Consider the following 25,341-nt stretch of genomic DNA (forward strand, 5'->3'; position numbering starts at 1 on the left):
TTTCACTCAACAACTGGGTCACAAATATTGTTTTTTTAACTGAATTTTAATCCCCCTCAGTCCCCCCTTTGTTAAGGGGGAAGCCCCTCTTTATCAAAGAGGGGTTTAGGGAGATTCAATGGAACTAATTAGTCACCATTTTTCAGTTCAATGTTGATACCTAAAGAACGGATCTCTTTGGTCAATACGTTGAACGATTCAGGCATGCCCGGATCCATATAATGGTTGCCATCTACAATGTTCTTGTAGATACGGGTACGGCCTTCAACGTCATCCGATTTCACAGTCAGCATTTCTTGTAGCGTATATGCTGCACCGTAAGCTTCTAGTGCCCAGACTTCCATCTCACCGAAACGCTGACCACCGAATTGTGCTTTACCACCAAGCGGCTGTTGCGTAACTAGAGAGTAAGAACCAGTTGAACGCGCATGCATCTTGTCATCAACCAAGTGGTTCAGTTTCAGCATGTACATGTAACCGACAGTTACCGGACGATCGAAACGCTCACCAGTACGACCATCATATAATACGGTCTGACCAGTACTAGACAGGCCTGCAAGTTGTAACAACTCTTTGATCTGACCTTCTTCAGCACCATCGAATACAGGAGTAGCCAAAGGTACACCAGCACGCAAGTTGCCAGAAAGTTTCAAGATTTCTTCATCAGTCAAGCTATCAAGATCTTCTTGTTCGCCACCAACTTTGTTGTAAATCTTGTCCAGGAAATCACGAAGCTCAAGTACAGTACGTTGCTCTTTCATCATCTTGTCGATTTGATCGCCAAGACCTTTCGCCGCCATACCCAAGTGAGTTTCAAGAATCTGACCCACGTTCATACGCGATGGTACGCCAAGCGGGTTCAATACGATATCAACAGGTACACCGTTGGCATCATGTGGCATGTCTTCTACCGGCAAGATGTTTGATACAACACCTTTGTTACCGTGACGACCCGCCATCTTATCACCCGGCTGGATGCGACGTTTTACAGCAAGATAAACTTTAACAACTTTCAATACACCAGTCGTCAGTTCATCGCCTGTAGAAAGTTTGCGTTTTTTCTCAGCAAATTTCTCGTCAATTTCGAAGCTCTTCTCTTTCAAGAACACTTGAATTTGAGTTAAACGTTCAGCAATTGCTTCATCAACTGGTTGAATTTCAAGAAGATCAACAAGCTCTAAATCAGACAACACGTCTTCAGACAGTTTGTCGCCACGTTTAGTTGTACCGCCACCATTCGACTCTTGGCCGTTAAGTAGACGGATTACACGTTCACGTGCAGCTTCTTCGAAGATTTTGAATTCTTCTTTCAAGTCTTTACGGTATGCATCAAGCTGTGCTTTTTCAATTGCTTGAGCACGTTCATCTTTTTCAAGACCATCACGTGTAAACACTTGAACGTCAATCACAGTACCTTTCGTACCCGATGGAACGCGTAAAGATGAATCTTTTACGTCAGCCGCTTTTTCACCGAAGATTGCACGTAGCAATTTTTCTTCTGGAGTAAGCTGTGTTTCACCTTTAGGGGTTACTTTACCAACAAGGATATCGCCAGCAGTTACTTCTGCACCGATGTAAACGATACCTGACTCGTCCAGTTTAGATAGAGCAGCTTCACCCACGTTCGGGATATCGGCAGTGATTTCTTCCGCACCCAGTTTGGTATCACGTGCGACACATGACAATTCCTGGATATGAATCGAGGTTAAACGGTCTTCTTGAAGTACACGCTCAGAAAGTAAGATCGAGTCTTCGTAGTTGTAACCGTTCCAGGTCATGAACGCAACGCGCATGTTTTGACCCAATGCCAGCTCACCGCCATCAGTCGATGGACCATCAGCCAGTACATCACCACGACCTACTTTATCACCTAGGTTCACAAGAACTTTCTGGTTGATACAAGTGTTCTGGTTCGAACGGGTGTACTTGATCAGGTTGTAGATATCTACACCTGCTTCACCTGCGATCATTTCGTCTTCATTCACACGAATAACCACACGAGACGCATCAACAAACTCGATACGACCACCACGCTGAGCGATCACACATACACCTGAGTCATGTGCTACGTTCGCTTCCATACCGGTACCAACAAGCGGCTTGTCAGCGATCAACGTCGGAACTGCCTGACGTTGCATGTTCGAACCCATTAATGCACGGTTGGCATCATCGTGTTCTAGGAATGGAATCAGTGACGCTGCTACAGATACAACCTGCTGAGCAGATACATCCATATGCGTTACTTTTTCAGGAGGAATACGTACGAAGTCACCCTGATGACGAACAGATACAAACTCTTCTGTTAAATTACCATCTTTATCCATTGCAGAATCGGCCTGTGCAATGACAGTGCCTACTTCTTCAATCGCAGAAAGGTATTCAACTTCATCTGTTACACGACCATCAACAACTTTACGGTATGGGGTTTCCAGGAAACCAAAGTTGTTACATTTCGCATAAACAGAAAGCGAGTTGATCAAACCAATGTTTGGACCTTCCGGTGTTTCAATTGGACATACACGACCGTAGTGAGTTTGATGTACGTCACGTACTTCAAAGCCTGCACGTTCACGCGTCAAACCGCCGGGACCAAGCGCAGAAACACGACGTTTGTGCGTAATCTCAGATAACGGGTTGTTTTGGTCCATAAACTGAGACAACTGGCTTGAACCAAAGAATTCTTTAATTGCAGCAGCAACAGGTTTCGCATTGATCAAATCTTGCGGAGACAGGTTGTCAGTTTCAGCTTGGCTTAAACGTTCTTTAACAGCACGTTCAACACGAACCAGACCTACACGGAATTGGTTTTCTGTCATTTCACCAACAGAACGAACACGACGGTTACCCAGGTGATCGATATCGTCGACTTCACCTTTACCGTTACGGATTTCAACTAATGTTTTTAATACATCAGTGATATCTTCGTTCGAGAGAATGCCTTCAACTTCACGTGACTTCTGGTCTGTACCGACTTCGTAAGGACGACCCAAACGACGGTTGAACTTCATACGACCGACTGGGGACAAGTCATAACGTTCAGAAGAGAAGAACAAGTTGTTGAATAAGTTTTCAGCAGCTTCTTTTGTTGGTGGCTCGCCCGGACGCATCACTTTGTAGATTTCTACCAATGCTTCTTCACGATTGCTCGTCGTATCTGCACGTAGAGAATCTGCAACGAATGAACCGCGGTCGATATCATTAGTGAACAGGATATTGAACTGCTTCACGCCGCCTTCTGCAATTTTCACCATGATTTCATGGCTTAATACAGTATTGGCTGCAATCACATCACCATCTTTTAATGGGATGTCTTCAGCAGTGATACGCTCATACAGGTACTCATCTGGCACTGCAAGTTTTTCAAGACCTGAAGCTTCCATTTGACGTACATGACGCGCATTGATACGTTTACCTTGCTCAACAATTGCTTTGCCATCCTTGTCCAGGATGTCAAATTGTGCCATTTCGCCACGCAGACGTTCAGGCACCAGGTCAATCTGGTAGCTACCCATGTCAAGATACACAGGTACTTTCTCGTAGAACATGTTGAGAATGTTTTCGTTGCTGTAACCCAAGGCACGAAGTACCACAGTCGCAAGCAATTTACGACGACGGTCAATACGTACATAGACTAAGTCTTTGGCATCGAATTCAAAGTCTAACCATGAACCACGGTAAGGAATGATACGCGCTGAATAAAGGACTTTACCACTTGAGTGAGTCTTGCCTTTATCGTGGTCAAAGAATACGCCTGGTGAACGGTGTAATTGTGACACGATCACACGCTCGGTACCGTTAATTACAAAGGTACCGTTATCCGTCATCAATGGCATTTCGCCCATATAGACTTCTTGTTCACGTACGTCTTTAATTGACTTCGTTTCACGATCTTTCAGGATCAAACGAATTTTTACACGCATTGGTGCTGCATAAGTTGAGCCACGAAGGATACATTCGCGTACATCAAACTCAGGCTTACCAAGACTATACTCAACAAATTCTAAAGCAGCATTGCCAGAATAACTTTCAATAGGAAAAACTGAACGAAATGCGGCTTGGAGACCGATATCTTCGCGGTTTTTTGGTGATTTGCCATCTTGTAAGAATGTTCTGTACGAGTCGACTTGAATCGCGAGCAAGTACGGAGCATCCATGACGCTAGGCAATTTACCAAAATTCTTACGGATCCGTTTCTTTTCGGTATATGAGTATGCCATCTGGAGTCCTCGGAAAGTGTAAACCAAGCCCGCCTGCAGAACGGGCTCAGAAGGAATTACGCTGGCCGATATGGCCACCACTCTTTACAAATGCTGCAATTTTTAGTGGTATTAAAACGCTTATCAATATTTTTTAATGAAAAATATTGGTAAACGTTTGTTCATTATGTTTATTTTCAATTTGTATGATTTTTATATCATGCAAACAAAAATCGAGCCGATTATTGTAACGCAAAAAGGCTGATGACCCAAGAGCCATCAGCCAATTTTTGGAGCCGATTATAAAAAACCGGCTCCCTTAAGAAATTACTTAAGAGTAACTGTAGCACCAGCTTCTTCAAGTTTCTTCTTAAGCTCTTCGCCTTCTTCTTTCGAAACGCCTTCTTTAAGAACTGCAGGAGCGCCTTCAACCATGTCTTTAGCTTCTTTCAAGCCAAGGCCAGTCGCTTCACGAACTGCTTTAATTACAGCAACTTTGTTCGCGCCGAAAGAAGTCAATTCAACATTGAATTCAGTTTGTTCTTCAGCAGCAGCAGCAGCTGGACCAGCAGCAACAGCTACAGCAGCAGCAGATACATTGAATTTCTCTTCGAAAGCAGAGATAAGTTCAACAAGTTCAAGAACAGTTTTTTCAGCAACTGCGTTTAGGATTTCTTCGTTTGTTAAAGCCATGAGATTAACTCCAAATGGGTATTGAATGATGTGTGTTTAAGTTTGAGCTTAAGCAGCTTCTGACTCGTTTTTCTCTTGAAGCGCTGTAAGTAAGCGGCCCAATTTCGAAATAGGAGCTTGAAGAACGTTTGCAAGCATAGTAAGCGCTTTCTCTTGGTTCGGAAGATTCGCGATTACGCTAACTTCTGCACCTTGATAAAGTTTGCCATCAAATGCAGCAGCTTTAAGTTCAAATGCTTTATTAGTTTTAGCGAATTCTTCGAACAAACGTGCAGCAGCACCCATGTCGTCTTCAGAATTCGAGAAAGCTAAGATTGTTGGGCCAACAAGGTTGTCGTTCAAGATATTGAATTGAGTATCTTGAAGAGCACGTTTAGCCAAAGTGTTACGAACGATACGTGTAGTAACACCAAGTTTACGCGCTTCAACACGTAGAGTAGTTAACTGCTCTACAGTCAAACCTTGGTAGTCAGCAACAACAGCAGCAAATGCAGTAGAAGCAACTTCAGCAACTTCAGCTACGATCTGTTTTTTGCCTTCGATAAGAAGAGCCATTGTAAAACCTCCTAACGGTGATTTATGTACTTACGCGAAGTACACTCCCAATTCGCAAGACCATCACTGGACTCACACGCGGAGGATGAACAAATCACACCACCGCGTCTACGCAGGCTGGACTATTAAGAGAGAAGCATAAAACTCCCCTCGCCCGCGGTCTTTGACGCTGATAAATTTTCATTTATCAATTCAAAGTTTGCCTAAGTTTGCAAAATACGACGGAGCGTTTCTTGCGTAAAATTTGAAGCACTGCTTCAAATTTTACTCAGGGCTTTAAAATTCTGTAATAAGTCGAGACTTATTTAGAAACGTTTGCTACATCAACGATCAAACCAGGACCCATAGTTGAGCTCAAAGTGATCTTTTGAATGTATACGCCTTTAGACGTAGCAGGTTTCAAACGCTTCAAGTCAGCAACAAGTGCTTCAACGTTTTGACGAACAGCAGCAGCCTCAAAACCTACTTGACCGATCGCAGCGTGGATAATACCAGCTTTGTCTACGCGGTAACGTGCTTGACCAGCTTTTGCATTTTTAACTGCAGTAGCAACGTCAGGAGTTACAGTACCCACTTTAGGGTTTGGCATTAAGCCACGTGGACCAAGGATCGTACCAAGTTTACCTACAACGCGCATTGCATCTGGAGCAGCAATTACTACGTCAAAGTCAAGGTTACCCGCTTGGATGCTTTCAGCAAGATCGTCGAAACCAACAACGTCTGCGCCTTCAGCTTTAGCAGCTTCAGCAGCAGCGCCTTGAGCGAATACAGCTACACGTACAGTTTTACCAGTACCTGCAGGAAGTGTAGTCGCACCACGAACAACCTGGTCAGATTTACGAGGATCAACACCTAGGTTTACCGCGATATCTAGAGATTCTTTGAATTTAGGAGCTGGAAGGCTCTCTAAAACTGCAACAGCTTCTTCTAGCGTGTAAACTTTGTGTGCTTCTACAGCAGCTACAATCGCTTTTTGACGTTTAGTTAATTTAGCCATGTCTTAAAGCTCCACTTCCAAGCCCATAGAACGCGCAGAACCAGCAATGGTACGTACACGTGCGTCTAAATCAGCACCAGTCAAATCTGGTTCTTTAGTAGTCGCGATTTCTTCGATTTGAGCACGAGTCAACTTACCAACTTTAGTTTTGTTAGGTACAGCTGAACCCTTCTGGATACCAGCAGCTTTCTTAAGAAGAACAGCAGCAGGTGGAGTTTTCATGATGAATGTGAACGACTTGTCGTTGTACACAGTGATCACGACTGGAATTGGCAGACCAGCTTCAACTTTTTGTGTAGCAGCATTGAATTCTTTACAGAATGCCATGATGTTCACACCACGTTGACCTAGTGCAGGACCAATCGGTGGAGATGGATTCGCTTTACCAGCTGGAACTTGCAGCTTGATATAGCCGTCAATCTTCTTAGCCATTTCAAATTACCTCTGGGTGCAAACGCCGGTGAAGGCTCCCCAATGATTTCAAGTAACGATACCGTTACAACAACAATGCCTGACTTATAAATAAGTCAGGCGTTTTCAACCCATACAAATTAGACTGATTTTTCGACTTGACGAAATTCCAATTCAACTTGAGTTGGTCGGTTAAATACATTAATGGTCAGCGTTAAACGTGACTTTTCGTATTGAACTTCTTCCACCACACCTTTAAAGTCAGTGAATGGACCGTCAACCACGAGTAATTCTTCGCCTGGTTCAAACATCGTCTTAGGACGAGGCGCTTCACCAGTATTACGTACACGCGCAAGAATCGCATCTGCTTCTTTTTGCGTAATCGGTGCCGGTTTTTCAGCCGTACCACCAATAAAACCTAAAACTTTTGGACATTCTTTAACAATGTGCCAAGTATCATCGTTCATTTCCATTTCGACTAGGACATAGCCAGGAAAGAACTTACGCTCTGATTTACGCTTCTTGCCATCCTTCATTTCTACCACTTCTTCGGTAGGAACAAGGACTTCACCAAAGCTATCGGCAACAGCGCTACGCTGGATTCGATCATTAAGCGAACGCATCACTTGTTTTTCATAACCTGAATAGGCATGAATAATGTACCAACGTTTCATAGCTCTCTTACCCGATAATAAACTTCATTAACCAGCCTAAAATATAGTCAAAACACCACAATAAGATGGATGCAATTACGACTACAACAAGAACTTGCCAAGATGTGGACATCGTCTCTTGCTTGGTAGGCCAGGTCACTCGACGCAACTCAATTCGTGCATCTTTTAGCAGACGAATAAAGCCTTTGCCTTGATGGGTGGCGTATAATAAACCGAATGCTGCAACGATACAAGCCAAAATCACCCCAACGCGCACCCAAATATCATTCGCAGGTGCCCAGTACGCTGGTAAATATTGGTTTACCATCATTGCACCAACCAATAAAATCAAGGCGATAACCCATAGAACCATGTCTAATGGAGAACCAGAACTTACATCTACTGCAGGATTATTTCTTTGAGGAATTGCCGCTTCGCCTAATGCGTCGCGTGATTTTTCATTCGACATTTTTGTACTCGTCGTAGGTTTCGCGACTTATTATATGACCAATTTTGCCGACATCAAGCGCCTTTTTAGAAACTTGGCAGGTCAGGAGGGACTCGAACCCCCAACATTCGGTTTTGGAGACCGACGCTCTACCAATTGAACTACTGACCTGCAAAACAACAAGTTGGAGCCTAAGCTCCAACCTGCTTGTCTTATTCTATGATTATGCAGTTACTTTAGCAACTACACCAGCACCAACTGTACGACCACCTTCACGGATCGCAAAACGTAGACCTGGGTCCATTGCGATCGGGTGGATTAGCTCTACTGACATCTCAACGTTGTCACCAGGCATAACCATTTCCACGCCTTCTTTAAGCGCGATCGCACCAGTTACGTCCGTAGTACGGAAGTAGAACTGTGGACGGTAACCGTTAAGGAATGGAGTGTGACGACCACCTTCTTCTTTAGAAAGTACATATACTTCCGCATCGAATTTAGTGTGTGGCTTGATCGCACCTGGTTTAGTCAATACTTGACCACGTTGTACGTCTTCACGCTTAGTACCACGAAGAAGAACACCACAGTTCTCGCCCGCACGACCTTCGTCAAGAAGCTTACGGAACATTTCTACGCCGGTTACTGTAGTAGTTTGAGTATCACGGATACCAACGATTTCTACAGACTCACCTACTTTAACGATACCAGTCTCTACACGGCCAGTTACTACTGTACCACGACCAGAGATTGAGAATACGTCTTCAATTGGCATAAGGAATGGAAGGTCAATTGCACGCTCTGGCTCTGGAATGTAAGAGTCAAGTGCTTCAACAAGCGCAACTACCGCTGGCTCGCCGTATTGGCTGTCATCACCGTTAAGCGCAAGAAGAGCAGAACCACGGATCACTGGAGTGTCATCACCCGGGAAGTCGTAAGTAGAAAGAAGTTCACGAACTTCCATTTCAACTAGCTCAAGAAGCTCTTCATCGTCTACAAGGTCGCATTTGTTCAAGAATACAACGATGTAAGGTACACCTACCTGACGAGAAAGCAGGATGTGTTCACGAGTCTGTGGCATAGGACCATCAGTCGCAGCACATACAAGGATCGCGCCGTCCATCTGAGCAGCACCAGTAATCATGTTTTTAACATAATCGGCGTGACCCGGGCAGTCTACGTGAGCGTAGTGACGAGTTGGAGAATCGTATTCTACGTGTGAAGTATTAATTGTAATACCACGTGCTTTTTCTTCTGGTGCAGAGTCGATTGCAGCGTAGTCTTTCGCTTCGCCACCGAATTTCTTCGCACATACAGTTGCAATTGCAGCCGTTAAAGTTGTTTTACCATGGTCAACGTGACCAATTGTGCCCACGTTAACGTGTGGCTTATTACGTTCAAACTTAGCCTTAGCCATGTTAATCTTCCTCGTTTACGTCGAACACAATTCTGAGTAAAACCCAGCTCCGACATATCGTTTAAAAAAAACCGAACACCAAATACTTGAAAAGCAGACTAAATAGCCTGCTTTTGGAATTTCTTTGCAACAAAGTTGCTAAACTGTAATCTGGAGCTCTTATCGAGATTTGAACTCGAGACCTCTCCCTTACCAAGGGAGTGCTCTACCACTGAGCTATAAGAGCAAATATTAGTACTTCAATGGAGCGGGAGACGAGGGTCGAACTCGCGACATGTAGCTTGGAAGGCTACCGCTCTACCAACTGAGCTACTCCCGCACGATGTTGGTACAAACCACTTATTGAAGTCTTAAAATTGGTGGTGAGGGAAGGATTCGAACCTTCGAAACTTTCGTAGCGGAGTTACAGTCCGCCCCCTTTGACCGCTCGGGAACCTCACCATTTTTTACACTTACATCAGTGCTGTTCTTTACTTCACACTACCAAACCTCTAAGATGGTGCCGGCACACGGATTCGAACTGTGGACCTACTGATTACAAGTCAGTTGCTCTACCAACTGAGCTATGCCGGCGTTTCTTAGTGTTTCGTACGTTTCGTATCGGAACGGTGTGCAGTTTAGCAAAACTCAGAATCCTTGCAAGTGTTTTTTTCAAAAAAAACGTCAAAAACTCATAAAATCAAACCATTTGATGATAATTCAACCGCTTTGATCACTGCGCGAGCTTTTATTTGGGTTTCATTCCACTCAGATTCAGGATTTGAGTCGGCAACTAGCCCTGCTCCGGCCTGCACATAGACCTTATTTTCGCGAATGATACAGGTACGAATCGCAATCGACATGTCCATTTCGCCATGCCAGCCTAAATAACCAACAGCACCACCAAAAATTCCACGTTTTACCGGCTCAACTTCGTCAATAATTTCCATGGCACGGATTTTTGGCGCACCTGAAAGTGTACCAGCAGGGAAAGTTGCTTTAAAAACATCCAGAGCATCGACATCATCACGCACTTCACCCTGCACATTGGAGACAATATGCATCACATGCGAATAACGTTCGATCACCATTTGATCAGTCACCTGCACTTTGCCAATTTTTGCGATACGCCCTACATCATTACGTCCCAAGTCAATCAGCATGACATGTTCGGCAATTTCTTTTTCATCGGATAATAGGTCTTCCTCAAGCGCCAGATCCTCTTCTTTGGTTTTACCGCGTGGGCGTGTTCCCGCAAGCGGTCGTACGGTAGCAATACCATTTTCCAGACGGGACAGAATTTCAGGAGAAGAGCCGACAATATGGAATGGCGTATTGTTTTCCAAGGTCTGCCCTTGCACAAGAAACAAATACGGTGATGGATTGAGATGACGCAGCGCACGATACACTTGTAGCGGATCCCCATCGAAATCAGAGACCATCCGGTGCCCCGGCACCACCTGCATTACATCACCGGCACGAATATACTCTTTGACCTTTTCGACCGAAGCAATGAAGTTGTCATGTCCGGTGAGGGACTCAAAATGTGGCGGCGTATGTTTTTCAGCTTTAAGGCTGATGGGCGTGGCCAGAATATTTTCCAATTCATTTAATTGTTCATGTGCTTTTTCATAAGAACCCGGGGCAGTGGCATCCGCATGTACAATTAAGAACAAGGTATCTTTCAGGTTATCAAAGACAATCACTGTTTTAGAGAGCATCATCCAGATATCTGGCAAGCCGACCGGATCCGCTTCCGGCACATTTTTTAATTTCGGTTCGATATAACGCACCGCGTCATAACCAAAGTAACCGACTAATCCACCAGTAAAACTCGGTAGGTCCGGTAATTCTGCCTGGGTTGGCACCTTAAATTGCGCCTGAAAGTCGCGAATATATTGAAATGGGTCCGCACAGTGCTGCTTTTCAATCGAATCATCTGCGTGCTGTACCGTCAACTCGCCTGCATTGCAGGAAAATACCGTGGATTCACCTAGTCCAATAATCGAATAGCGTGCCCAGTTCTCACCACCTTCTACAGACTCGAATAAATAAGCCTGCTGATGCTGTTTAAGCCGAGCAAAAATAGAAAGTGGTGTATCGGTATCTGCCAGACGCTGACGATAAACAGGGATGAGGTTATAGCCTTGCGCAGCAAGTTGCTGGAATTGTACTTGAGTGGTCATGCGGTTTTTCTCTTTAAATTAGGGTTACTCAGTATGTAAATAGAATTGAACTGAGCGACGCCATCGAAAAACCTTACAACTATTCATTTTCTTTCCTTAGTACGCGTATTAGGCAAGTAATTCTCTAAGATCATCCACAATCTGCTGTGGCTGACAATCTGCAATATTTTCACCATGATTATAGCCATAGCTGACTACAACACAATCAATCCCGGCGCGGCGCGCAGCTTCGACATCATTGGAAGAATCTCCAATAAGCAAAACCTGTTCTTTACTTACGCCATAATGTTCAACACAGTGCAGCAACTGGCGTGGGTGCGGTTTACGTTCAGTAAAACGGTCACCACCAATGGTATCGGCAAAATAATGAGCCATATCCAAGGTATCTAAGATACTGCGGGCAGGAAGTTCAGGCTTATTGGTCACACAAATCAGGGTTTTACCTTGAGCTTTGGCCCAGTCCAGAAATTTCAGGATTCCCGGAAAAGGAACGGTATCAACACAGGGATCGACATTATAAATATCCAGAAAAGTGTTTAAGAGCTCTTGATGCTGTACCGGTGTGACTTCACCGACCAGATGCTGGAGTACACTTTCACAGAATATCGACGTGCCCTTGCCTACCCAGGTCCGTACCTGTTCTTCGGTCACCAGAGGCAATTGCAGCACATTCAGGCTCATATTCATGGCGCGATACAGATCATGTGCTGAATCCACCAAGGTACCATCCAGATCGAATAAGATCAGTTCGCGCTTTTCTAATTGTGCAATAGACATCCCGACCCTCTTTTATAATATTCGCAGCCACAAAAAAGGCATGCGCTATGCATGCCTTGATTGTAACCAATCATCAGCTTATTTGAACAACAACCAAGCCATAATTGCCAAAATAATCAGCACAATCACTGAAATCAAACCTACAGATACATTTTTCTGGGTTTCTTTTTCCTGTTCTACACGTGATACAGGCTGCTCAACCGGAATTGGGGTAGGCTCTGGTTTTACCGCATTAATGTCCACGCCTTCCGGAATAGGTGCCGGTTTTGGAATACCGACATTGGTTGGCATGCCATCACGGGTTAATTGTACCGTAGCATCACGATGTTTCAGTTCCGGCATTCCCTGATCATTCATTTGCTGTGCAGGTGTAGGCTCAGCGACTTCGACCTGTTCCACGACTTTTTCTGCCGTTGCTTCAATTTCTGCTGGAACCTCTACTGCAGCCGCAGGCGCCATTACTGAAAATTTCAAGCTGGCAAACTGAACAATGTCATCCTGCTTTAATAAGGTTTCTTGCGCAATCTGCACATCATTGACGAAAGTGCCATTCGATGAACCCAAATCCTGCACCCAGAGCGCATCATCCTTTAGTAAAAATGCCGCATGTTTACGGGAGATTTCCGCAGCCTGTAACACGATATCTGCCGCCTGATGACGCCCCACCAGCATGTCACGGTCAATGCTAATTTCCTGTCCTGTTAAGTCGCCTGTAATCGCGTGTATTTTCCAAGTCATGAAAGTTACTTCTCTGTTCTCTTTGACATTATCATAACATGCTGTCTGCAAATGCGAATGACTTAGCTTTTGGGTCTAAGTGTGGTTGTTGTAACGGTATTTTTACTTTTTTCTACCTGTTGGACGGGTTCTACCACTTGTCGCTGAATCACTGGTTCTATCGCTACCGGCGTAACAACTACATTGGCTGGCTGCGCCTGAACGGGTGCGGTCGGCACAGTTTGATAAGTCGAGTTTTGCAATGGTGTTCTGGATACCGGAATTCGCTGTTGATACACATCTTCAACACTTTCTGGCAGCTTGGCAAAGTTCCCGTCTGAATCGAGTGCGAGTTGCAGACTATATAACTGACTATAACGTTGCTGGGTCAGTTTACGCACTGCATTTTTATCCCCCACAATGGTTGGATGGATAAAGATCAATAAGTTACGCTTCTGATTGGATTTACCTTCAGAACGGAATAAACGTCCTAAGCCTGGAATTGCACCCAGACCCGGCACCGCTTGGCGTCCATAACTGGTGTTATCCGAAATCAGACCACCAAGCACAATGGTTTGTCCATGTTCGGCCAGAATTGAGGTTTTAATTGCACGTTTGCTCGTCACCAGATCCTGCGCCTGCCCTTTACTGGCTTTGACATCAGAAACTTCCTGTTCCACTTCCAGGCGTACCGTACCATCTTCGCCAATATGTGGAACCACCTTTAAAGTGACCCCGACATCCTTACGTTCAATGGTGGTATAGGGATTAGCAACTCCAGCAGCGCCTGTAGATACTGAGCCTGTCACAAAGGGTACGTTTTCACCCACTACAATATAGGCTTCTTCGTTATCCATGGTCACGATCGACGGCGTAGACAACAGGTTGGATTTAGTGGTTTCTTTAAGTGCCTGAATCATCGCGCCATACAGACGTCGGGAACCATCACTGCCTTCACGATAATCACCGAGTACCAGTGAACTGCCCGCGCCTACGGCACTTGCAGCACCTGCACCACCACCGGTGAGATAACCAGCCGCAATATTTTTCAGACTAGTCCCAAAATTATCGAAGTTCACCAGCCCAATCCCACTGCTGATATCACCCAAGGCCCATTGCACACCGAGTTGATCCGCATCGGTTCCTTCCACTTCAATAATCGCGGCTTCAATCAAAACCTGTTGACGGCGGATATCCAGCTGGTCAATCGCTGATTCAATTTCCCGCATCAGTTGCGGATCCGCTTTCACCACCAGAGAATTTTGTGTGGTATCGGCAATAATACTGACGCCATTGCCATTAAAGCTGGTAATTCCGCCCTGCTCATTATTCATGCCGGTATTCAGCTGAATGCCTGAAGAGGTGTTACTACTCGAACCGGTAGTCGTATTGTTGTTATTTAAATTACTGCCAGAACTGAGCGAAGACGAGTTTGAGGATGTGCTGCCTGAATTTGAATTACTGTTCACCGCCTGCCCGCTCACCAGTCCCTGCAAGATTTCCGCAAGATTTTTGGCGCTGGCATATTTCAGACGAAAAACTTTTAAACCACCCAAACGATCCGCAGCCGGCACATCCAGAGTTTCGATCACTTGACGCACCCGTTTGCGCGTCGTGGGATCACCTTTGATGATAATCCGGTTGGTACGGGTATCTGCAATCACCCGCACCCGTGAACCGCGGACATCTTTAGCTCCACCGGTGGCAGTCATGGACTCGATCAGTCCAATCATTTCTTCGGCTTGACTCGATTGTAAGCTGACCGCTTCAATATCATTCTGACCGGTGCCATCCAGGTTGCGAATAATGGTTTCCAACTGGTAAATATTGCTGGCGCGATCCGACACAATCAGTGCATTTGTCCCCGGCACTGCCGCCAAATGGGCAAACTGCGGCATCAAGGGACGTAATGCAGGAATCAGGTCATTCGGATTGGTATTTTCCAGCCACAACACCCGTGTCACAATCTGGTCACCACTGGCGCGGCTTCTGGCATCATAGGGAATGCCTGAGCTTTTGACATTGCTGTCCGGAACCAGCTTGATGGTATTACCCGAAGGAATTGCCACCACACCATTGACATTCAGTACGCCTAAAAACAGGTCATAGACTTCATTTTTATTCAGGGCTTTATTGGAAATGACTGTTACGTTGCCACGTACCCGCGGATCGACTGCAAAGTTTTTGCCGGTAATATCGGCCACTTCATTAATGAATGCAGTTAAGTCAGCATCTCGAAGGTTGATTTTCCAGGTTTGTGCATAACTCGCCGTACTGACCATGGCCATTAACGGTGCGGCCACACAGAATGCCCATGCTGATCGATTATTATTAAATAAATCCATAAACTTTCGTGTTTCCTAACCCTATGCGTGATGACACATCACTTCAAATCTTGTTGTATGGTCATCACCTGATCACCACGTTTTATTTCGAGTTTGACCTGACCTTCACGCCGGGCCTGTTCCAGTAATTGCGCTTCGGTCTGTCCCTGGCTCAGCGTCTGGCCATTTAAAGACAAAATCCGGTCGCCCGGTCTTAAACCCAGGCGATTACGCAATGCAGCCGGCGTCCGTGAAGTTACTTCATAACTACCATCTGCTGCACTAACCCCCATATTCTGTAAATACTGGTCCTTGTTTTCCTGCATCTGCTGGATGGCCCGACCAATTTCATTCTGTGGCGAAGGCTGCTCAGGCATACCACTATTAGAAGGCATAGCAGGCATTGAACTTGAAGATGCTGATGTTTCCGGCACAATCGGTTGATTCAAGCCATTTTCCAGACCTTTAAATAAGACTTCCTGAGTAGCACCTGTGGATCGACGCAGAATAACCCGATCCCAATACACCTCAGCCAACTCAAAACCGCTATTGGCCAGCATTTCCCCGACACGGTAACGATCGACCTGATCATTAATTTTCAGTACCGCAGAAGAGTTATAACTTGGACTGGCAACCACCACCCCTTGTAAAATGATATTGGTCGTTTCAATAGCACCCACAGACTGCCCAACTTCCTGAAACAGTGAAAATGCACCGATATTCGGAATTTGTGCCTGTTGCGAACCCAGTTCTACCCGATCCAGCTGCATGGCTTGGGGTGGAGCTATCAGCAACCAGAACAAAGCCGCCAGCTTCCAGCATAGATACAGAATGAGCAGTAACAAAACCACAGGTGCAGCACGATCGATCTGTTTCAGTTCAATATTTTTTAAATCATTCAGAGAAACTGCCATCAGTTCAAGCCTCCCATTAAGGGTTGGCGGGTACTGATCACATAGGTATCTAATCCGGCTTTACCTTCATAAGAAGGTGCATTCATTAAAAAGCGCTGGGTGAGCTGGATATCCAGCATCAGACTCGGATCAAGCTTGATATTCAGCATACGTTGATCGCGACTATCCCGAACATCAACTAACAGCTGTCCGCTTTCATCTGCGAGTTTTCCAGTCATGGCAGGTACATTCATGCGTTCCTGACGCTGAGCAAAGGTATAAATCAGCTCACCACCCGCCCATTGCATTTGCCCAGCCAACTGACTGAAGCCCTGTTCTTTTTTATATTTAAAATCCAGATCTTTAAACTGAATCGCAGTACTCGGCCATTGCCAGTCTGCAACTTTTTTTAAGGTTTCAGGCGCGACCTGCCCTTCAAGATTTTTGACCATCAAAGATTTATTCAAACCATAAGCCATGATCCCGGAAAGCTGGGTATTGCCACTATGCAAATCAACATTTGCCCCAACCCGCAGCAACAGCAAATCCAGCGGCCGTACTTTCCAGTTCAGACTGCCCCGAAGATTGCCTTTTTTCCAGTCCGCACTTCCCTGCCAGATATTTCCGTTTACATTATGCAAAGTCTGGTTATTTTTATAAAATTTTGAAATTAACCAGGCCGCTGGCACTTGTAATACGACAAAAATAAAAAATGCAACAAGAGCAAGGATCAACCATCTTAAAGTTTTCGATTTACTGCTCATCCCCACCACGACCAATCGCTCAAGTCCAAATCCCCATTTATAATTTTCCCCTTATACTTACACATTATGCACACTTTTCTGCCAACGCCAATTCATAGATATAAAAAAACCAAGCAGGTATGCTTGGTTTAATCATCTTAGACTGTCTGTATGACAGCCTAATGACCAGATCAAATGGCAGCTTAGATCAGGAAATCATCCAGCTTTGCGCCTTTTTCCAATTCTGCCACTAACCAGCGCGGTTGTTTACCACGGCCAGTCCAGGTATCGTCTGGATTGCTTTTGCTACGGTAACGCGGTTCAACCGACTTACGTGATGATTTCTTACGCTTAGACGCACCAAATTCAAGTAACTGTTCAACTGTCATACCCACTTTCTCGGCAACTGCCAAGATTTGCTGATAAGCGTCTTCAATTTCTTGATCTTTTTTTGAAGCAATCAGTGACTCTGCTTCTGCTTGTAAACGTTTTAACTCTTCTACTGATAAATGCGTAATATCTGGCATAATGCTCTCCGAAAAATAATATTATTCGTTTTGTTAAATAATAGCCCCATCATATTTATATTAAATAAAACATTCAATATAAAACCTTAAAGCAATAACAATAAAGTTTAAAAAAAATTACAAAATAAAATGCTTCATTCATTTTTAAATTTCATGTTGAACGCTTAATTCAAGTGCTTTGATTTTTTCTCGAATATGTTCCGGAATTTCTGTTTTCTGCATGGTCTTTTTATCGACACAGACAATCACTGCTTCTGAAGTAGCCACAATACTTTGCTGTTTTTCACTCCATAATAGATATTGCATTCTAACTGCACTATTTCGAATTTCTTCAATACGTGCTGCCACTTTTAAATGATCAGGAAAAACCACAGGTTTTAAATAACGGCACTGATTTGAAGACACTACCGTAAATACCGGTTCATTATGTATATCTAATATCCCTAGATAAGCCAGACGCGCACTTTCGACATAACGGTAATACATGGCATTATTGACATGTCCAAAGGCATCCATATCACCCCATGCGACTGTTTGTTCATAAATAACTGGATATTGTTTTAATTCTGACATTATTATTCTCAAGTCTTAATTTCTATAAAGTTTACATTCGATTCAAATACTGCATTTAACTGCTGTAGCAAGTCCTCCCGATCTTGTAAGGCAGCTTTAATTCTTAAATAACTCATACGAATATCATCCGGATACAAGTCAAGTAGTTGCTGGGCTTGATCTGTATAGCCTGTGGCTTGCAACACATGCCATTTCGCAAAGCTTAAAACCGGTAATGCCGGATACTTGGTTTCCCAGTGCGAAATCTGTTGTGCAATCGCATCATAATCCGGGTTTTGACGCAATAACTGTTGTTGGAACCACAAATAAAATACATCCTGATTAAATTGCTGTTCCATTAAATGAATCGCAAGCACTTCATGCTCGGCACTCATTTCTGGTATTCTAAATAATAATTTCAACCATAATAATTTGACCGAATAGTCACGATCAAATATTTGCGGTTTTAAATCTAAATAACGTTGCTGTAAATAAAATAAATCGTCCTGTGTGGCTTGGTCATAGGCTAATAATAATTGTTCAAGCCATGTTTTTTTTACTTCTTGGTCTAAATGCCCATATTGGGTCGAACGTAAATATAACCAAGGAAACTGCATGGCAAATACCCCCCATAAGGCGACAAGGCGCTGCTCATAGGCTGTTTTAACCTGTATTAACCAAGGTGATAATTCATGCTGATTTAAAAACTCTAAATGGGTAAGTGCTTGTTCACCTTGCTGTTGTGATAAATAAATTTCAATCCGCTGTAATTCTGCCAATTCAAATGCCATGGGATTGGACTGATTTAAAGCAGTTAATGCATGGGTATATTGCTGTTGCCCCCAAGATAAACGTGCATCAATAATATGTTTAAGTAAACCCGACTTGGTAAAAGACTGCTGAATAAAATCCCGCTGATCCTGCGCAGCGTTTAATAACCAGATGACTGCCAGTTGTTCATAAGGATGTAAGCGGGAAAAACTAAAGACCGTTTGAGTTTTACGTTGTTCACGGCTGCGATACTGCTTGATCGCATACCAGATGCAATGCATCAGAAAACTCACGCTCACCAAGGATGCGGCCAAAAACCAGAGGGTGGTTTGTAACTGCCACTCGCGCCAATACAGATAGACATAGCCAGCCCCATGTCCATAACTCAGGATACTCAGCACCGCAATGCCAAGTAAGCAGACAAATAAATAGGCCAGCAGAATCTGTTTCATAAGCAATTAGCCCACTAGGGTGCGTGTGTTTAATAATGGAATCGGAGTAATCGGGGTGGCCTTGATTTGATTCAATTGCTGAATCCATTTTTGGCTCTGTGCATCCGGCAATTGCTCCAAGACTTCAATCACGGCATTCAGTGCTTGCTGAAAAGCGACGGATTGGTCTTTTTGCAAGGTATTTTGTGCGATGAGCAAGCGCAACTGGGCCTCTTTCAGTACCAGATGCCGTTGCATCAAGACTGTGCTTGGCTGATCTGCGGATTCAATCTGAACCCAGCGCTGCCAGAAAGAGCGTTGAGTTTCTGGACGCTGACGATATGGTGTCTGAATTTCTTTTTCAATTTCAGTATCCATCTGCACCAAAACTTCTTTTACTTTATTTTGCTGCACTAATCGGCTGTTCACGAATTTTTTCAGCATGTCCTGATCTTTTGCAATTACTTGCTGCAAACTACTGACCAAGGCAGGCGCTAAAATATAATCATCCAGCTCATTGGATAACTGATTTAATTTCTCAATCGCAGTGGCGTATTGTTGCTGTTGCAGTGCAAATTCGATCAGATCCAGATGTTGCTGTACTAAGGCAATATCATTCTGTGTTTCATTAGCTACCGCTTCACTTACTGGCGCTTTTGCTGAAGTAGCCCTAGCACTTTCCTGCTGAGCAGAAATCTGGCGTTTTAAAGCCACGAACTGATCATTGAGATTGGCATTTTGCTGCTGTAACTGATTGATGCTTTGATTGAATTCAGTCTGTGCTGTATTCAGAACATGAAAGTCATAGCTAAGCTTGATGAGCCACGCCATACTCAAGATGAACACTACAATGAATAGTTTCTTCATGCGTTCCCTAATATCAGCCTCATTTTCTGCAAGATCGTATTTGCCTCTAAATCATCGACTTGTACGAATTGAAAACTTGCCTGATGCTGCTGTTGATATTCCCCAAGAATAGTGGCCAAACGTGGCCCCAAAACCAAATAACAGGCTTGCTGTATGAACTCTGCACTATCCTGCATAATTGCCAGCCAGTTTAACCAGCTTGCCTCACTAGTGATCAGAACTGCAAAACGCTGCTGCCTCTTAAGCAGCGCCAAATTCTCTGCCAAAATCGTTGCCGTCGTTTCAGGACATTGCCGCCGGTACAAAATAAAGTTTAAAACTTTAATATTGCTGGCACGTAAATGATCCATCATAAATTGACGACCACCTTCTCCGCGCCAGAAGGCTACACCTGAGCCAGAAGCCAGTTGCTTCAACACAGGCAATTGCAGCATGCCTTCCGAAGTTTCGACCTCAGGCACATGACTATGAATGCCATAGCTCGCCAGTGCCTGTTCAGTGGCTTTTCCCACTGACACCCAATGCACCTGCGCCAAGGCCGAGAGCTTAATACCCGCCTGTTGTAAATATTGCATGCCAATCTGAGCGGCCGTCGGACTGACCACCACAATAATCTGTGCCTGCTCCAGCTGCTGATACAAAATCGACAGCTCATCGGAATAAGGCATGGCATGCAGTTCGAGCAAGGGCAATTCCAGAACAGACACCTGTGCTGCCTGTAACTGTTGAGTCAAGCCTGCAGCACGATCACTGGGGCGAGTATTAATCAATAACATCAGTGTGAATAGAGTGCTTTCAGCAACTCGCCAGCACCTTGATCAAGCAGGTCTTTTGCCAGCTCTACACCCAATTGCTCCGCAGCTGCCATTTTGCCAGTATGCTGTGCCCGGAGCAAAACTGTTCCATCGACACTGCCCACACGACCTTCGATTGAAATCACACCCTCTTTGAGCGTGGCATAACCAGCAATCGGCACCTGACATCCGCCTTCTAGATAGGCATTAAAGGCACGTTCGGCACGTACACACGCATCTGTATCCGCATGCAGGAGTGGCTGAATCAAGTCCAGCACCGTCTGATCATGAGTACGGCATTCCAGTCCCAATGCCCCTTGACCCACGGCCGGCAGACTGACTTCAGGCGTCAGAGTATGACGAATACGTTCTGCCAGACCCAAGCGTTTTAAACCGGCACTGGCCAGAATAATCGCATCATACTGGCCTGCATCCAGTTTAGATAAACGTGTGCCGACATTACCGCGTAAATCGATAATGTCCAGATCTGGACGCTGTTTTAAAATCTGGGTTTTACGGCGCAAGCTTGAGGTTCCGACTTTGGCGCCTTGTGGCAATTCTTCAAAACTAGTGTAGGTATTCGACACAAAGGCATCTAAGGGATCTTCACGTTCACAGATCACTGCCAGACTCAGACCTTCGGGCAAGGCCATCGGGACATCTTTCATGGAATGCACAGCCAGATCTGCACGACCATCCAGTAAAGCGGCTTCTAATTCTTTTACAAACAGTCCTTTTCCACCAATTTTAGCCAGTGGTGTATCTAGAATTTTATCGCCCTGTGTAACAAAAGTGACTAACTCGACCTGCAAACCAGCGTGCAAATCTTGTAGGCGCGCACGGATGTGTTCCGCTTGCCAAAGCGCAAGTGGACTTTGTCGAGTTGCAATTTTTAGGGTCTTCATAAATTTCAATAACAGTAAATGAGAACAATAGTCTAAACTTAACCTGCTCACTTGAAAATGCAAGTGAATTTATATAAGTTTCAACTCAATGCTCTCATTCATCCCCTGCTAAAGCTTTTGAATCCGATCTCGTAAAAACGGTAAATGTCGCCGACTAACCGCCAAACGATCGTCCAGCTCACGACAACGTACCTGATACTGACCAGAACTCACCACTTCCAGACCATCCAGATAATGCACCGAGATCAAGGCATTACGATGAATCCGGATAAACTGGTTCCCAAACTCCTGCTCTAACTCCTTTAAGGTTTCATCAATCAATACACTGCCGTTTTTATGACGCACAGTGACATATTTCTGATCCGCCAGAAAATAATAGATATTTTCAACTGGCACCAATTCGACACCACGATAGGTCTTTGCCGCAATCTGCTGGCGGCTGATATTGATTTCGTCCATATTTTCTTTTTGTTTTAGTTGGCTCATTTGAGCTTGGGTAAGTTTAGTTAAGTGCTCTAAAACCTGTGCCAATTCCTGTTGCATCACCGGTTTAAGTAAGTAGCCTTCGGCATTTGATTTAAATGCATCCAGCGCATGTTGGTCATAGGCCGTACAAAAGACAATGGCCGGCATTGGATCCAGTTGACGCAAATGTTGCGCACAAGCCAGTCCGTTCATTTCAGGCATTTGAATATCTAATAGGATGACATCGGGTTCGTATTGGTGAGCCAGATCAATCGCTTGACGACCATGGCTTGCTGTCGCCACCACATCATGCCCCAGTTGAGAGACCAAACGTGATAAACGCTCGACGGCCAAAGGCTCATCATCACAAATCAGGATGTCCATTTCTCCTCCTTACCCAGTTAACATCATCAGATGAATGATAAAGCTAACTGCGATTTCTTTGATTTATTTTTATTTATATTGATATCGCACTACCGTCGTAAACATCCCTTCGCCGGCAAAGGTTTGAAAAGTCACACTGGGTCCATAATAAGCTTGCAGACGCTGTCTGACATTTTCTATTGCAATACCATGTCCCTTTTTTAAAGTTTTATTATCCTGTGCATAAGGGTTCGTTATGATGATATTAATTTGATTTTGCAATATTTCAACCAATATGCTTATGGTACTCTTTGTAAGAATTTTTTCAACTCCATGGAAAATACTATTTTCTAGCAAGGGTTGTAAAGTTAATAATGGAATTTGAACTTGTGAGTATAAGTCTTTGTTTTCTAACTTCCATTCGACCTGCAAACGCTCACCTAGACGGATCTGCTCAATCTCCAGATAGCGCTGGCAAAGATCAATTTCCTCCTGCAGGTTGACCAGTTTTAATTCCTGAAAACTGGCACGAAATAACCGTGACAAATTCAACAGCATGTGCTCGGCTTTATCCGGATCGATACTGATCAGGCTGATCACACTATTCATGCTGTTAAACAAAAAATGCGGCTGAATCCGTGCCTGCATGGCCTGAATTCTAGCATTCAGCTCGCTATGCTGCTGCTGCTCCCATTGTTCACGCAAGTAAAGATAACGAAAACAGAAGGTTCCCAGTAAAATTCCCAGACTTAAATGGAGTCCAACCTGATCCAGCGCAATCGCCAGGTTTAAATCCTGAAAATTAAAATTCTGTCCAAAATATATCAAGATATTCAGGTTCACCGTAGTGAGCAGTACAATTGCCTGTAACAGCAGAAATCCAGAAATCAAAGCCAGTTTGATTCCCATACGTTGAAAGGCTTGATGGAACAGCTCGACCAGTGCTGCAAAACATAACAGTACCCAGTTGATATACAGGATATATTGCAGCAGGTGCATTCCATTCAAAGCCTGCCAGGATTGCGCTTCTGCAAGCGCCAGAATCATGGCCAGAATATTGCCGCCAGCAAACAGTTCCAGCAAATAGCGTAGATTGCCGATCTGGCTAAAAAAATAGGAATTTTGCGTCTGTTCGTTTATCGATGTAAAAGATTGAGCAGATGTGACTTCGGCAATGGGCTTTGAATTTGTTATACTCTTTTTCGTTCTACTGCTTTTAATCTGATTGAGCCGACATGACCACATCTTCTAATTCCTCTAATCCATCACACGCCCAGACTTCGGGTATGTGGGGCGGTCGTTTCTCTGAAGCGACTGATGCTTTTGTTGCTGAATTTACAGCATCTGTTCAATTTGACCAACGTTTTTATAAACAAGATATTGCAGGCTCGATTGCCCATGCAACCATGCTGGCAAAAGTGGGCGTACTGACCACGCAAGAACGCGATGACATTATTGAAGGTCTGACAGCGATTCAAGCCGATATTGAAGCAGGCAACTTTGAATGGCGCATTGATTTAGAAGATGTCCACATGAACATTGAGTCACGCCTGACTCAACGTATCGGCATTACTGGCAAGAAACTGCATACCGGTCGTAGCCGTAATGACCAGGTGGCTACAGATATCCGTCTTTATGTACGCGATGAAATCGATAGCATCCTGGAATTACTGAAAAAATTACAAAAAGGTATTTTAAGCTTAGCGGCTAAAAACACCGACACCATCATGCCAGGCTTCACCCACTTGCAAACCGCTCAGCCAGTGACTTTTGGTCATCATCTAATGGCTTGGTTTGAAATGCTGGTACGCGATTCAGAACGTCTGATTGATTGCCGTAAGCGTGTCAACCGTATGCCGCTTGGTTCTGCTGCACTTGCAGGTACTACTTATCCAATCGACCGTGCTTATACTGCTGAACTGCTAGGTTTTGAAGCTGTTGCTGAAAACTCGCTGGATGCAGTATCGGATCGTGACTTTGCGATTGAATTTAATGCCGCTGCATCTTTAATTATGATGCATTTATCACGTATGTCTGAAGAACTGATTCTATGGACATCTGCACAGTTCAAATTCGTGAATATTCCAGATCGCTTCTGTACTGGCTCTTCAATCATGCCGCAGAAGAAAAATCCGGATGTGCCTGAACTGGTACGTGGTAAAACCGGCCGTGTCTATGGCGATTTGATGAGCCTGCTGACTTTAATGAAAGGCCAGCCTCTAGCCTATAACAAAGACAATCAGGAAGATAAAGAGCCATTGTTCGATGCGATCGATACAGTTCGTGGTTCACTCATGGCATTTGCTGACATGATTCCTGCACTGGTTCCAAACATTGCTGAAATGCGCGAAGCAGCGCTGCGTGGTTTCTCAACTGCGACTGACCTAGCTGATTACCTGGTGAAAAACGGCGTTGCATTCCGTGATGCGCACGAGATTGTAGGTAAAGCGGTTGCACTCGGTGTACAAGAATCTAAAGACCTGTCTGAATTGACACTCGAACAACTGCAACAGTTCTCTGACCTGATTCAAGAAGACGTATTTGAAAAAGCCCTAACTCTTGAAGCTTCGGTGAATGCCCGTAATCACATTGGTGGCACCGCGCCTGCTCAAGTGAAAGCAGCCATTGAGCGTGCACATGCGCGTTTGGAACAACTTTACGCATAATTTTGGAGTATGGA

Annotated in this window: 23 protein-coding genes and 5 tRNA genes; 1 reads left to right on the forward strand and 27 read right to left on the reverse strand. The window is 44.5% G+C overall.

What is annotated here, in order from left to right; all coding sequences use genetic code 11:
* Positions 1 to 128: 128 nt before the first annotated feature.
* The 27 genes from rpoB to G4D73_RS08345 form a co-directional block, all read right to left on the reverse strand.
* A complete protein-coding gene (rpoB, locus tag G4D73_RS08215; protein ID WP_213686503.1) occupies positions 129 to 4,217 on the reverse strand; it encodes a DNA-directed RNA polymerase subunit beta in 4,089 nt (1,362 codons plus the stop codon).
* Positions 4,218 to 4,523: 306 nt separating this feature from the next.
* The gene (rplL, locus tag G4D73_RS08220) at positions 4,524 to 4,889 is read right to left on the reverse strand and encodes a 50S ribosomal protein L7/L12 (RefSeq protein ID WP_004278611.1); all 366 of its coding nucleotides are present in this window, start codon (positions 4,887 to 4,889) and stop codon (positions 4,524 to 4,526) included.
* 48 nt (positions 4,890 to 4,937) lie between these two features.
* On the reverse strand, positions 4,938 to 5,444 hold the full coding sequence (rplJ, locus tag G4D73_RS08225; RefSeq protein ID WP_004278612.1) for a 50S ribosomal protein L10: 507 nt from the start codon (positions 5,442 to 5,444) through the stop codon (positions 4,938 to 4,940).
* A 301-nt stretch (positions 5,445 to 5,745) separates the two neighbouring features.
* Entirely contained in the window at positions 5,746 to 6,441 is a 696-nt protein-coding gene (rplA, locus tag G4D73_RS08230; RefSeq protein WP_004278613.1) for a 50S ribosomal protein L1, read from the reverse strand.
* 3 nt (positions 6,442 to 6,444) lie between these two features.
* Positions 6,445 to 6,873 carry a 50S ribosomal protein L11 gene (rplK, locus tag G4D73_RS08235; RefSeq protein WP_004278614.1) on the reverse strand — a complete coding sequence of 143 codons (429 nt, stop codon included), beginning with the start codon at positions 6,871 to 6,873 and terminating at the stop codon, positions 6,445 to 6,447.
* Positions 6,874 to 6,992: 119 nt separating this feature from the next.
* Complete coding sequence (nusG, locus tag G4D73_RS08240) at positions 6,993 to 7,526, reverse strand: transcription termination/antitermination protein NusG (RefSeq protein ID WP_004278615.1); 534 nt, start codon at positions 7,524 to 7,526, stop codon at positions 6,993 to 6,995.
* Between the two features lie 7 nt (positions 7,527 to 7,533).
* Entirely contained in the window at positions 7,534 to 7,974 is a 441-nt protein-coding gene (gene secE / locus G4D73_RS08245) for a preprotein translocase subunit SecE (protein WP_004278617.1), read from the reverse strand.
* Between the two features lie 74 nt (positions 7,975 to 8,048).
* Positions 8,049 to 8,124 (reverse strand) — tRNA-Trp (locus G4D73_RS08250).
* Positions 8,125 to 8,176: 52 nt separating this feature from the next.
* Positions 8,177 to 9,367, reverse strand: a complete 1,191-nt coding sequence (gene tuf / locus G4D73_RS08255; RefSeq protein ID WP_004646112.1) for an elongation factor Tu — start codon at positions 9,365 to 9,367, stop codon at positions 8,177 to 8,179.
* Positions 9,368 to 9,518: 151 nt separating this feature from the next.
* Positions 9,519 to 9,593, reverse strand: a tRNA-Thr gene (locus G4D73_RS08260).
* A gap of 17 nt (positions 9,594 to 9,610) precedes the next feature.
* A tRNA-Gly gene (locus G4D73_RS08265) sits at positions 9,611 to 9,686 on the reverse strand.
* Between the two features lie 38 nt (positions 9,687 to 9,724).
* Positions 9,725 to 9,808, reverse strand: a tRNA-Tyr gene (locus tag G4D73_RS08270).
* 56 nt (positions 9,809 to 9,864) lie between these two features.
* Positions 9,865 to 9,940, reverse strand: a tRNA-Thr gene (locus tag G4D73_RS08275).
* Positions 9,941 to 10,038: 98 nt separating this feature from the next.
* The gene (trpE, locus tag G4D73_RS08280; protein ID WP_213686504.1) at positions 10,039 to 11,532 is read right to left on the reverse strand and encodes an anthranilate synthase component I; all 1,494 of its coding nucleotides are present in this window, start codon (positions 11,530 to 11,532) and stop codon (positions 10,039 to 10,041) included.
* A gap of 108 nt (positions 11,533 to 11,640) precedes the next feature.
* Complete coding sequence (gene gph / locus G4D73_RS08285; protein ID WP_004278622.1) at positions 11,641 to 12,309, reverse strand: phosphoglycolate phosphatase; 669 nt, start codon at positions 12,307 to 12,309, stop codon at positions 11,641 to 11,643.
* Positions 12,310 to 12,387: 78 nt separating this feature from the next.
* Entirely contained in the window at positions 12,388 to 13,047 is a 660-nt protein-coding gene (locus tag G4D73_RS08290) for an FHA domain-containing protein (protein WP_004729299.1), read from the reverse strand.
* A 62-nt stretch (positions 13,048 to 13,109) separates the two neighbouring features.
* Positions 13,110 to 15,371, reverse strand: a complete 2,262-nt coding sequence (gene gspD, locus G4D73_RS08295; RefSeq protein WP_213686505.1) for a type II secretion system secretin GspD — start codon at positions 15,369 to 15,371, stop codon at positions 13,110 to 13,112.
* 38 nt (positions 15,372 to 15,409) lie between these two features.
* Entirely contained in the window at positions 15,410 to 16,264 is an 855-nt protein-coding gene (locus tag G4D73_RS08300; RefSeq protein ID WP_044113058.1) for a type II secretion system protein N, read from the reverse strand.
* On the reverse strand, positions 16,264 to 17,007 hold the full coding sequence (gene gspN / locus G4D73_RS08305) for a type II secretion system protein N (protein ID WP_213686506.1): 744 nt from the start codon (positions 17,005 to 17,007) through the stop codon (positions 16,264 to 16,266). Before gspN ends, G4D73_RS08300 begins: the two co-directional genes overlap by 1 nt.
* A 182-nt stretch (positions 17,008 to 17,189) precedes the next feature.
* Complete coding sequence (locus tag G4D73_RS08310) at positions 17,190 to 17,516, reverse strand: H-NS family nucleoid-associated regulatory protein (RefSeq protein WP_026055760.1); 327 nt, start codon at positions 17,514 to 17,516, stop codon at positions 17,190 to 17,192.
* Between the two features lie 141 nt (positions 17,517 to 17,657).
* Positions 17,658 to 18,086, reverse strand: coding sequence for an acyl-CoA thioesterase (locus G4D73_RS08315; RefSeq protein WP_004278628.1), 429 nt, complete (start codon positions 18,084 to 18,086; stop codon positions 17,658 to 17,660).
* A gap of 8 nt (positions 18,087 to 18,094) precedes the next feature.
* On the reverse strand, positions 18,095 to 19,288 hold the full coding sequence (locus tag G4D73_RS08320) for a heme biosynthesis protein HemY (protein WP_213686507.1): 1,194 nt from the start codon (positions 19,286 to 19,288) through the stop codon (positions 18,095 to 18,097).
* A 6-nt stretch (positions 19,289 to 19,294) separates the two neighbouring features.
* On the reverse strand, positions 19,295 to 20,134 hold the full coding sequence (locus G4D73_RS08325; RefSeq protein WP_213686508.1) for a hypothetical protein: 840 nt from the start codon (positions 20,132 to 20,134) through the stop codon (positions 19,295 to 19,297).
* Positions 20,131 to 20,910 (reverse strand): uroporphyrinogen-III synthase, encoded by a 780-nt coding sequence (locus tag G4D73_RS08330; RefSeq protein ID WP_213686509.1) that lies wholly within the window; start codon positions 20,908 to 20,910, stop codon positions 20,131 to 20,133. Before G4D73_RS08330 ends, G4D73_RS08325 begins: the two co-directional genes overlap by 4 nt.
* Positions 20,910 to 21,833: a hydroxymethylbilane synthase gene (gene hemC / locus G4D73_RS08335; RefSeq protein WP_044113065.1), complete on the reverse strand. Its 924-nt coding sequence runs from the start codon at positions 21,831 to 21,833 to the stop codon at positions 20,910 to 20,912. Before hemC ends, G4D73_RS08330 begins: the two co-directional genes overlap by 1 nt.
* A 108-nt stretch (positions 21,834 to 21,941) precedes the next feature.
* Positions 21,942 to 22,682, reverse strand: coding sequence for a LytR/AlgR family response regulator transcription factor (locus G4D73_RS08340; protein WP_004278633.1), 741 nt, complete (start codon positions 22,680 to 22,682; stop codon positions 21,942 to 21,944).
* Between the two features lie 69 nt (positions 22,683 to 22,751).
* A complete protein-coding gene (locus G4D73_RS08345; protein ID WP_213686510.1) occupies positions 22,752 to 23,906 on the reverse strand; it encodes a sensor histidine kinase in 1,155 nt (384 codons plus the stop codon).
* Between G4D73_RS08345 and argH the strand changes: the two genes are divergently transcribed.
* On the forward strand, positions 23,897 to 25,327 hold the full coding sequence (argH, locus tag G4D73_RS08350; protein ID WP_171248533.1) for an argininosuccinate lyase: 1,431 nt from the start codon (positions 23,897 to 23,899) through the stop codon (positions 25,325 to 25,327). The genes G4D73_RS08345 and argH overlap by 10 nt on opposite strands.
* Positions 25,328 to 25,341: the final 14 nt, after the last annotated feature.

This window comes from Acinetobacter sp. WY4, from assembly GCF_018438165.1.
Classification (GTDB): Bacteria; Pseudomonadota; Gammaproteobacteria; order Pseudomonadales; family Moraxellaceae; genus Acinetobacter.

Bases quoted from the DNA above. Each gene is read 5' to 3' on its own strand.
- rpoB (WP_213686503.1), bottom strand. From the start codon at position 4,217: ATGGCATACTCATATACCGAAAAGAAACGGATCCGTAAGAATTTTGGT.
- rplL (WP_004278611.1), bottom strand. From the start codon at position 4,889: ATGGCTTTAACAAACGAAGAAATCCTAAACGCAGTTGCTGAAAAAACT.
- rplJ (WP_004278612.1), bottom strand. From the start codon at position 5,444: ATGGCTCTTCTTATCGAAGGCAAAAAACAGATCGTAGCTGAAGTTGCT.
- rplA (WP_004278613.1), bottom strand. From the start codon at position 6,441: ATGGCTAAATTAACTAAACGTCAAAAAGCGATTGTAGCTGCTGTAGAA.
- rplK (WP_004278614.1), bottom strand. From the start codon at position 6,873: ATGGCTAAGAAGATTGACGGCTATATCAAGCTGCAAGTTCCAGCTGGT.
- nusG (WP_004278615.1), bottom strand. From the start codon at position 7,526: ATGAAACGTTGGTACATTATTCATGCCTATTCAGGTTATGAAAAACAA.
- secE (WP_004278617.1), bottom strand. From the start codon at position 7,974: ATGTCGAATGAAAAATCACGCGACGCATTAGGCGAAGCGGCAATTCCT.
- tuf (WP_004646112.1), bottom strand. From the start codon at position 9,367: ATGGCTAAGGCTAAGTTTGAACGTAATAAGCCACACGTTAACGTGGGC.
- trpE (WP_213686504.1), bottom strand. From the start codon at position 11,532: ATGACCACTCAAGTACAATTCCAGCAACTTGCTGCGCAAGGCTATAAC.
- gph (WP_004278622.1), bottom strand. From the start codon at position 12,309: ATGTCTATTGCACAATTAGAAAAGCGCGAACTGATCTTATTCGATCTG.
- G4D73_RS08290 (WP_004729299.1), bottom strand. From the start codon at position 13,047: ATGACTTGGAAAATACACGCGATTACAGGCGACTTAACAGGACAGGAA.
- gspD (WP_213686505.1), bottom strand. From the start codon at position 15,371: ATGGATTTATTTAATAATAATCGATCAGCATGGGCATTCTGTGTGGCC.
- G4D73_RS08300 (WP_044113058.1), bottom strand. From the start codon at position 16,264: ATGGCAGTTTCTCTGAATGATTTAAAAAATATTGAACTGAAACAGATC.
- gspN (WP_213686506.1), bottom strand. From the start codon at position 17,007: ATGAGCAGTAAATCGAAAACTTTAAGATGGTTGATCCTTGCTCTTGTT.
- G4D73_RS08315 (WP_004278628.1), bottom strand. From the start codon at position 18,086: ATGTCAGAATTAAAACAATATCCAGTTATTTATGAACAAACAGTCGCA.
- G4D73_RS08320 (WP_213686507.1), bottom strand. From the start codon at position 19,288: ATGAAACAGATTCTGCTGGCCTATTTATTTGTCTGCTTACTTGGCATT.
- G4D73_RS08325 (WP_213686508.1), bottom strand. From the start codon at position 20,134: ATGAAGAAACTATTCATTGTAGTGTTCATCTTGAGTATGGCGTGGCTC.
- G4D73_RS08330 (WP_213686509.1), bottom strand. From the start codon at position 20,910: ATGTTATTGATTAATACTCGCCCCAGTGATCGTGCTGCAGGCTTGACT.
- hemC (WP_044113065.1), bottom strand. From the start codon at position 21,833: ATGAAGACCCTAAAAATTGCAACTCGACAAAGTCCACTTGCGCTTTGG.
- G4D73_RS08340 (WP_004278633.1), bottom strand. From the start codon at position 22,682: ATGGACATCCTGATTTGTGATGATGAGCCTTTGGCCGTCGAGCGTTTA.
- argH (WP_171248533.1), top strand. From the start codon at position 23,897: ATGACCACATCTTCTAATTCCTCTAATCCATCACACGCCCAGACTTCG.
- G4D73_RS08345 (WP_213686510.1), bottom strand. From the start codon at position 23,906: ATGTGGTCATGTCGGCTCAATCAGATTAAAAGCAGTAGAACGAAAAAG.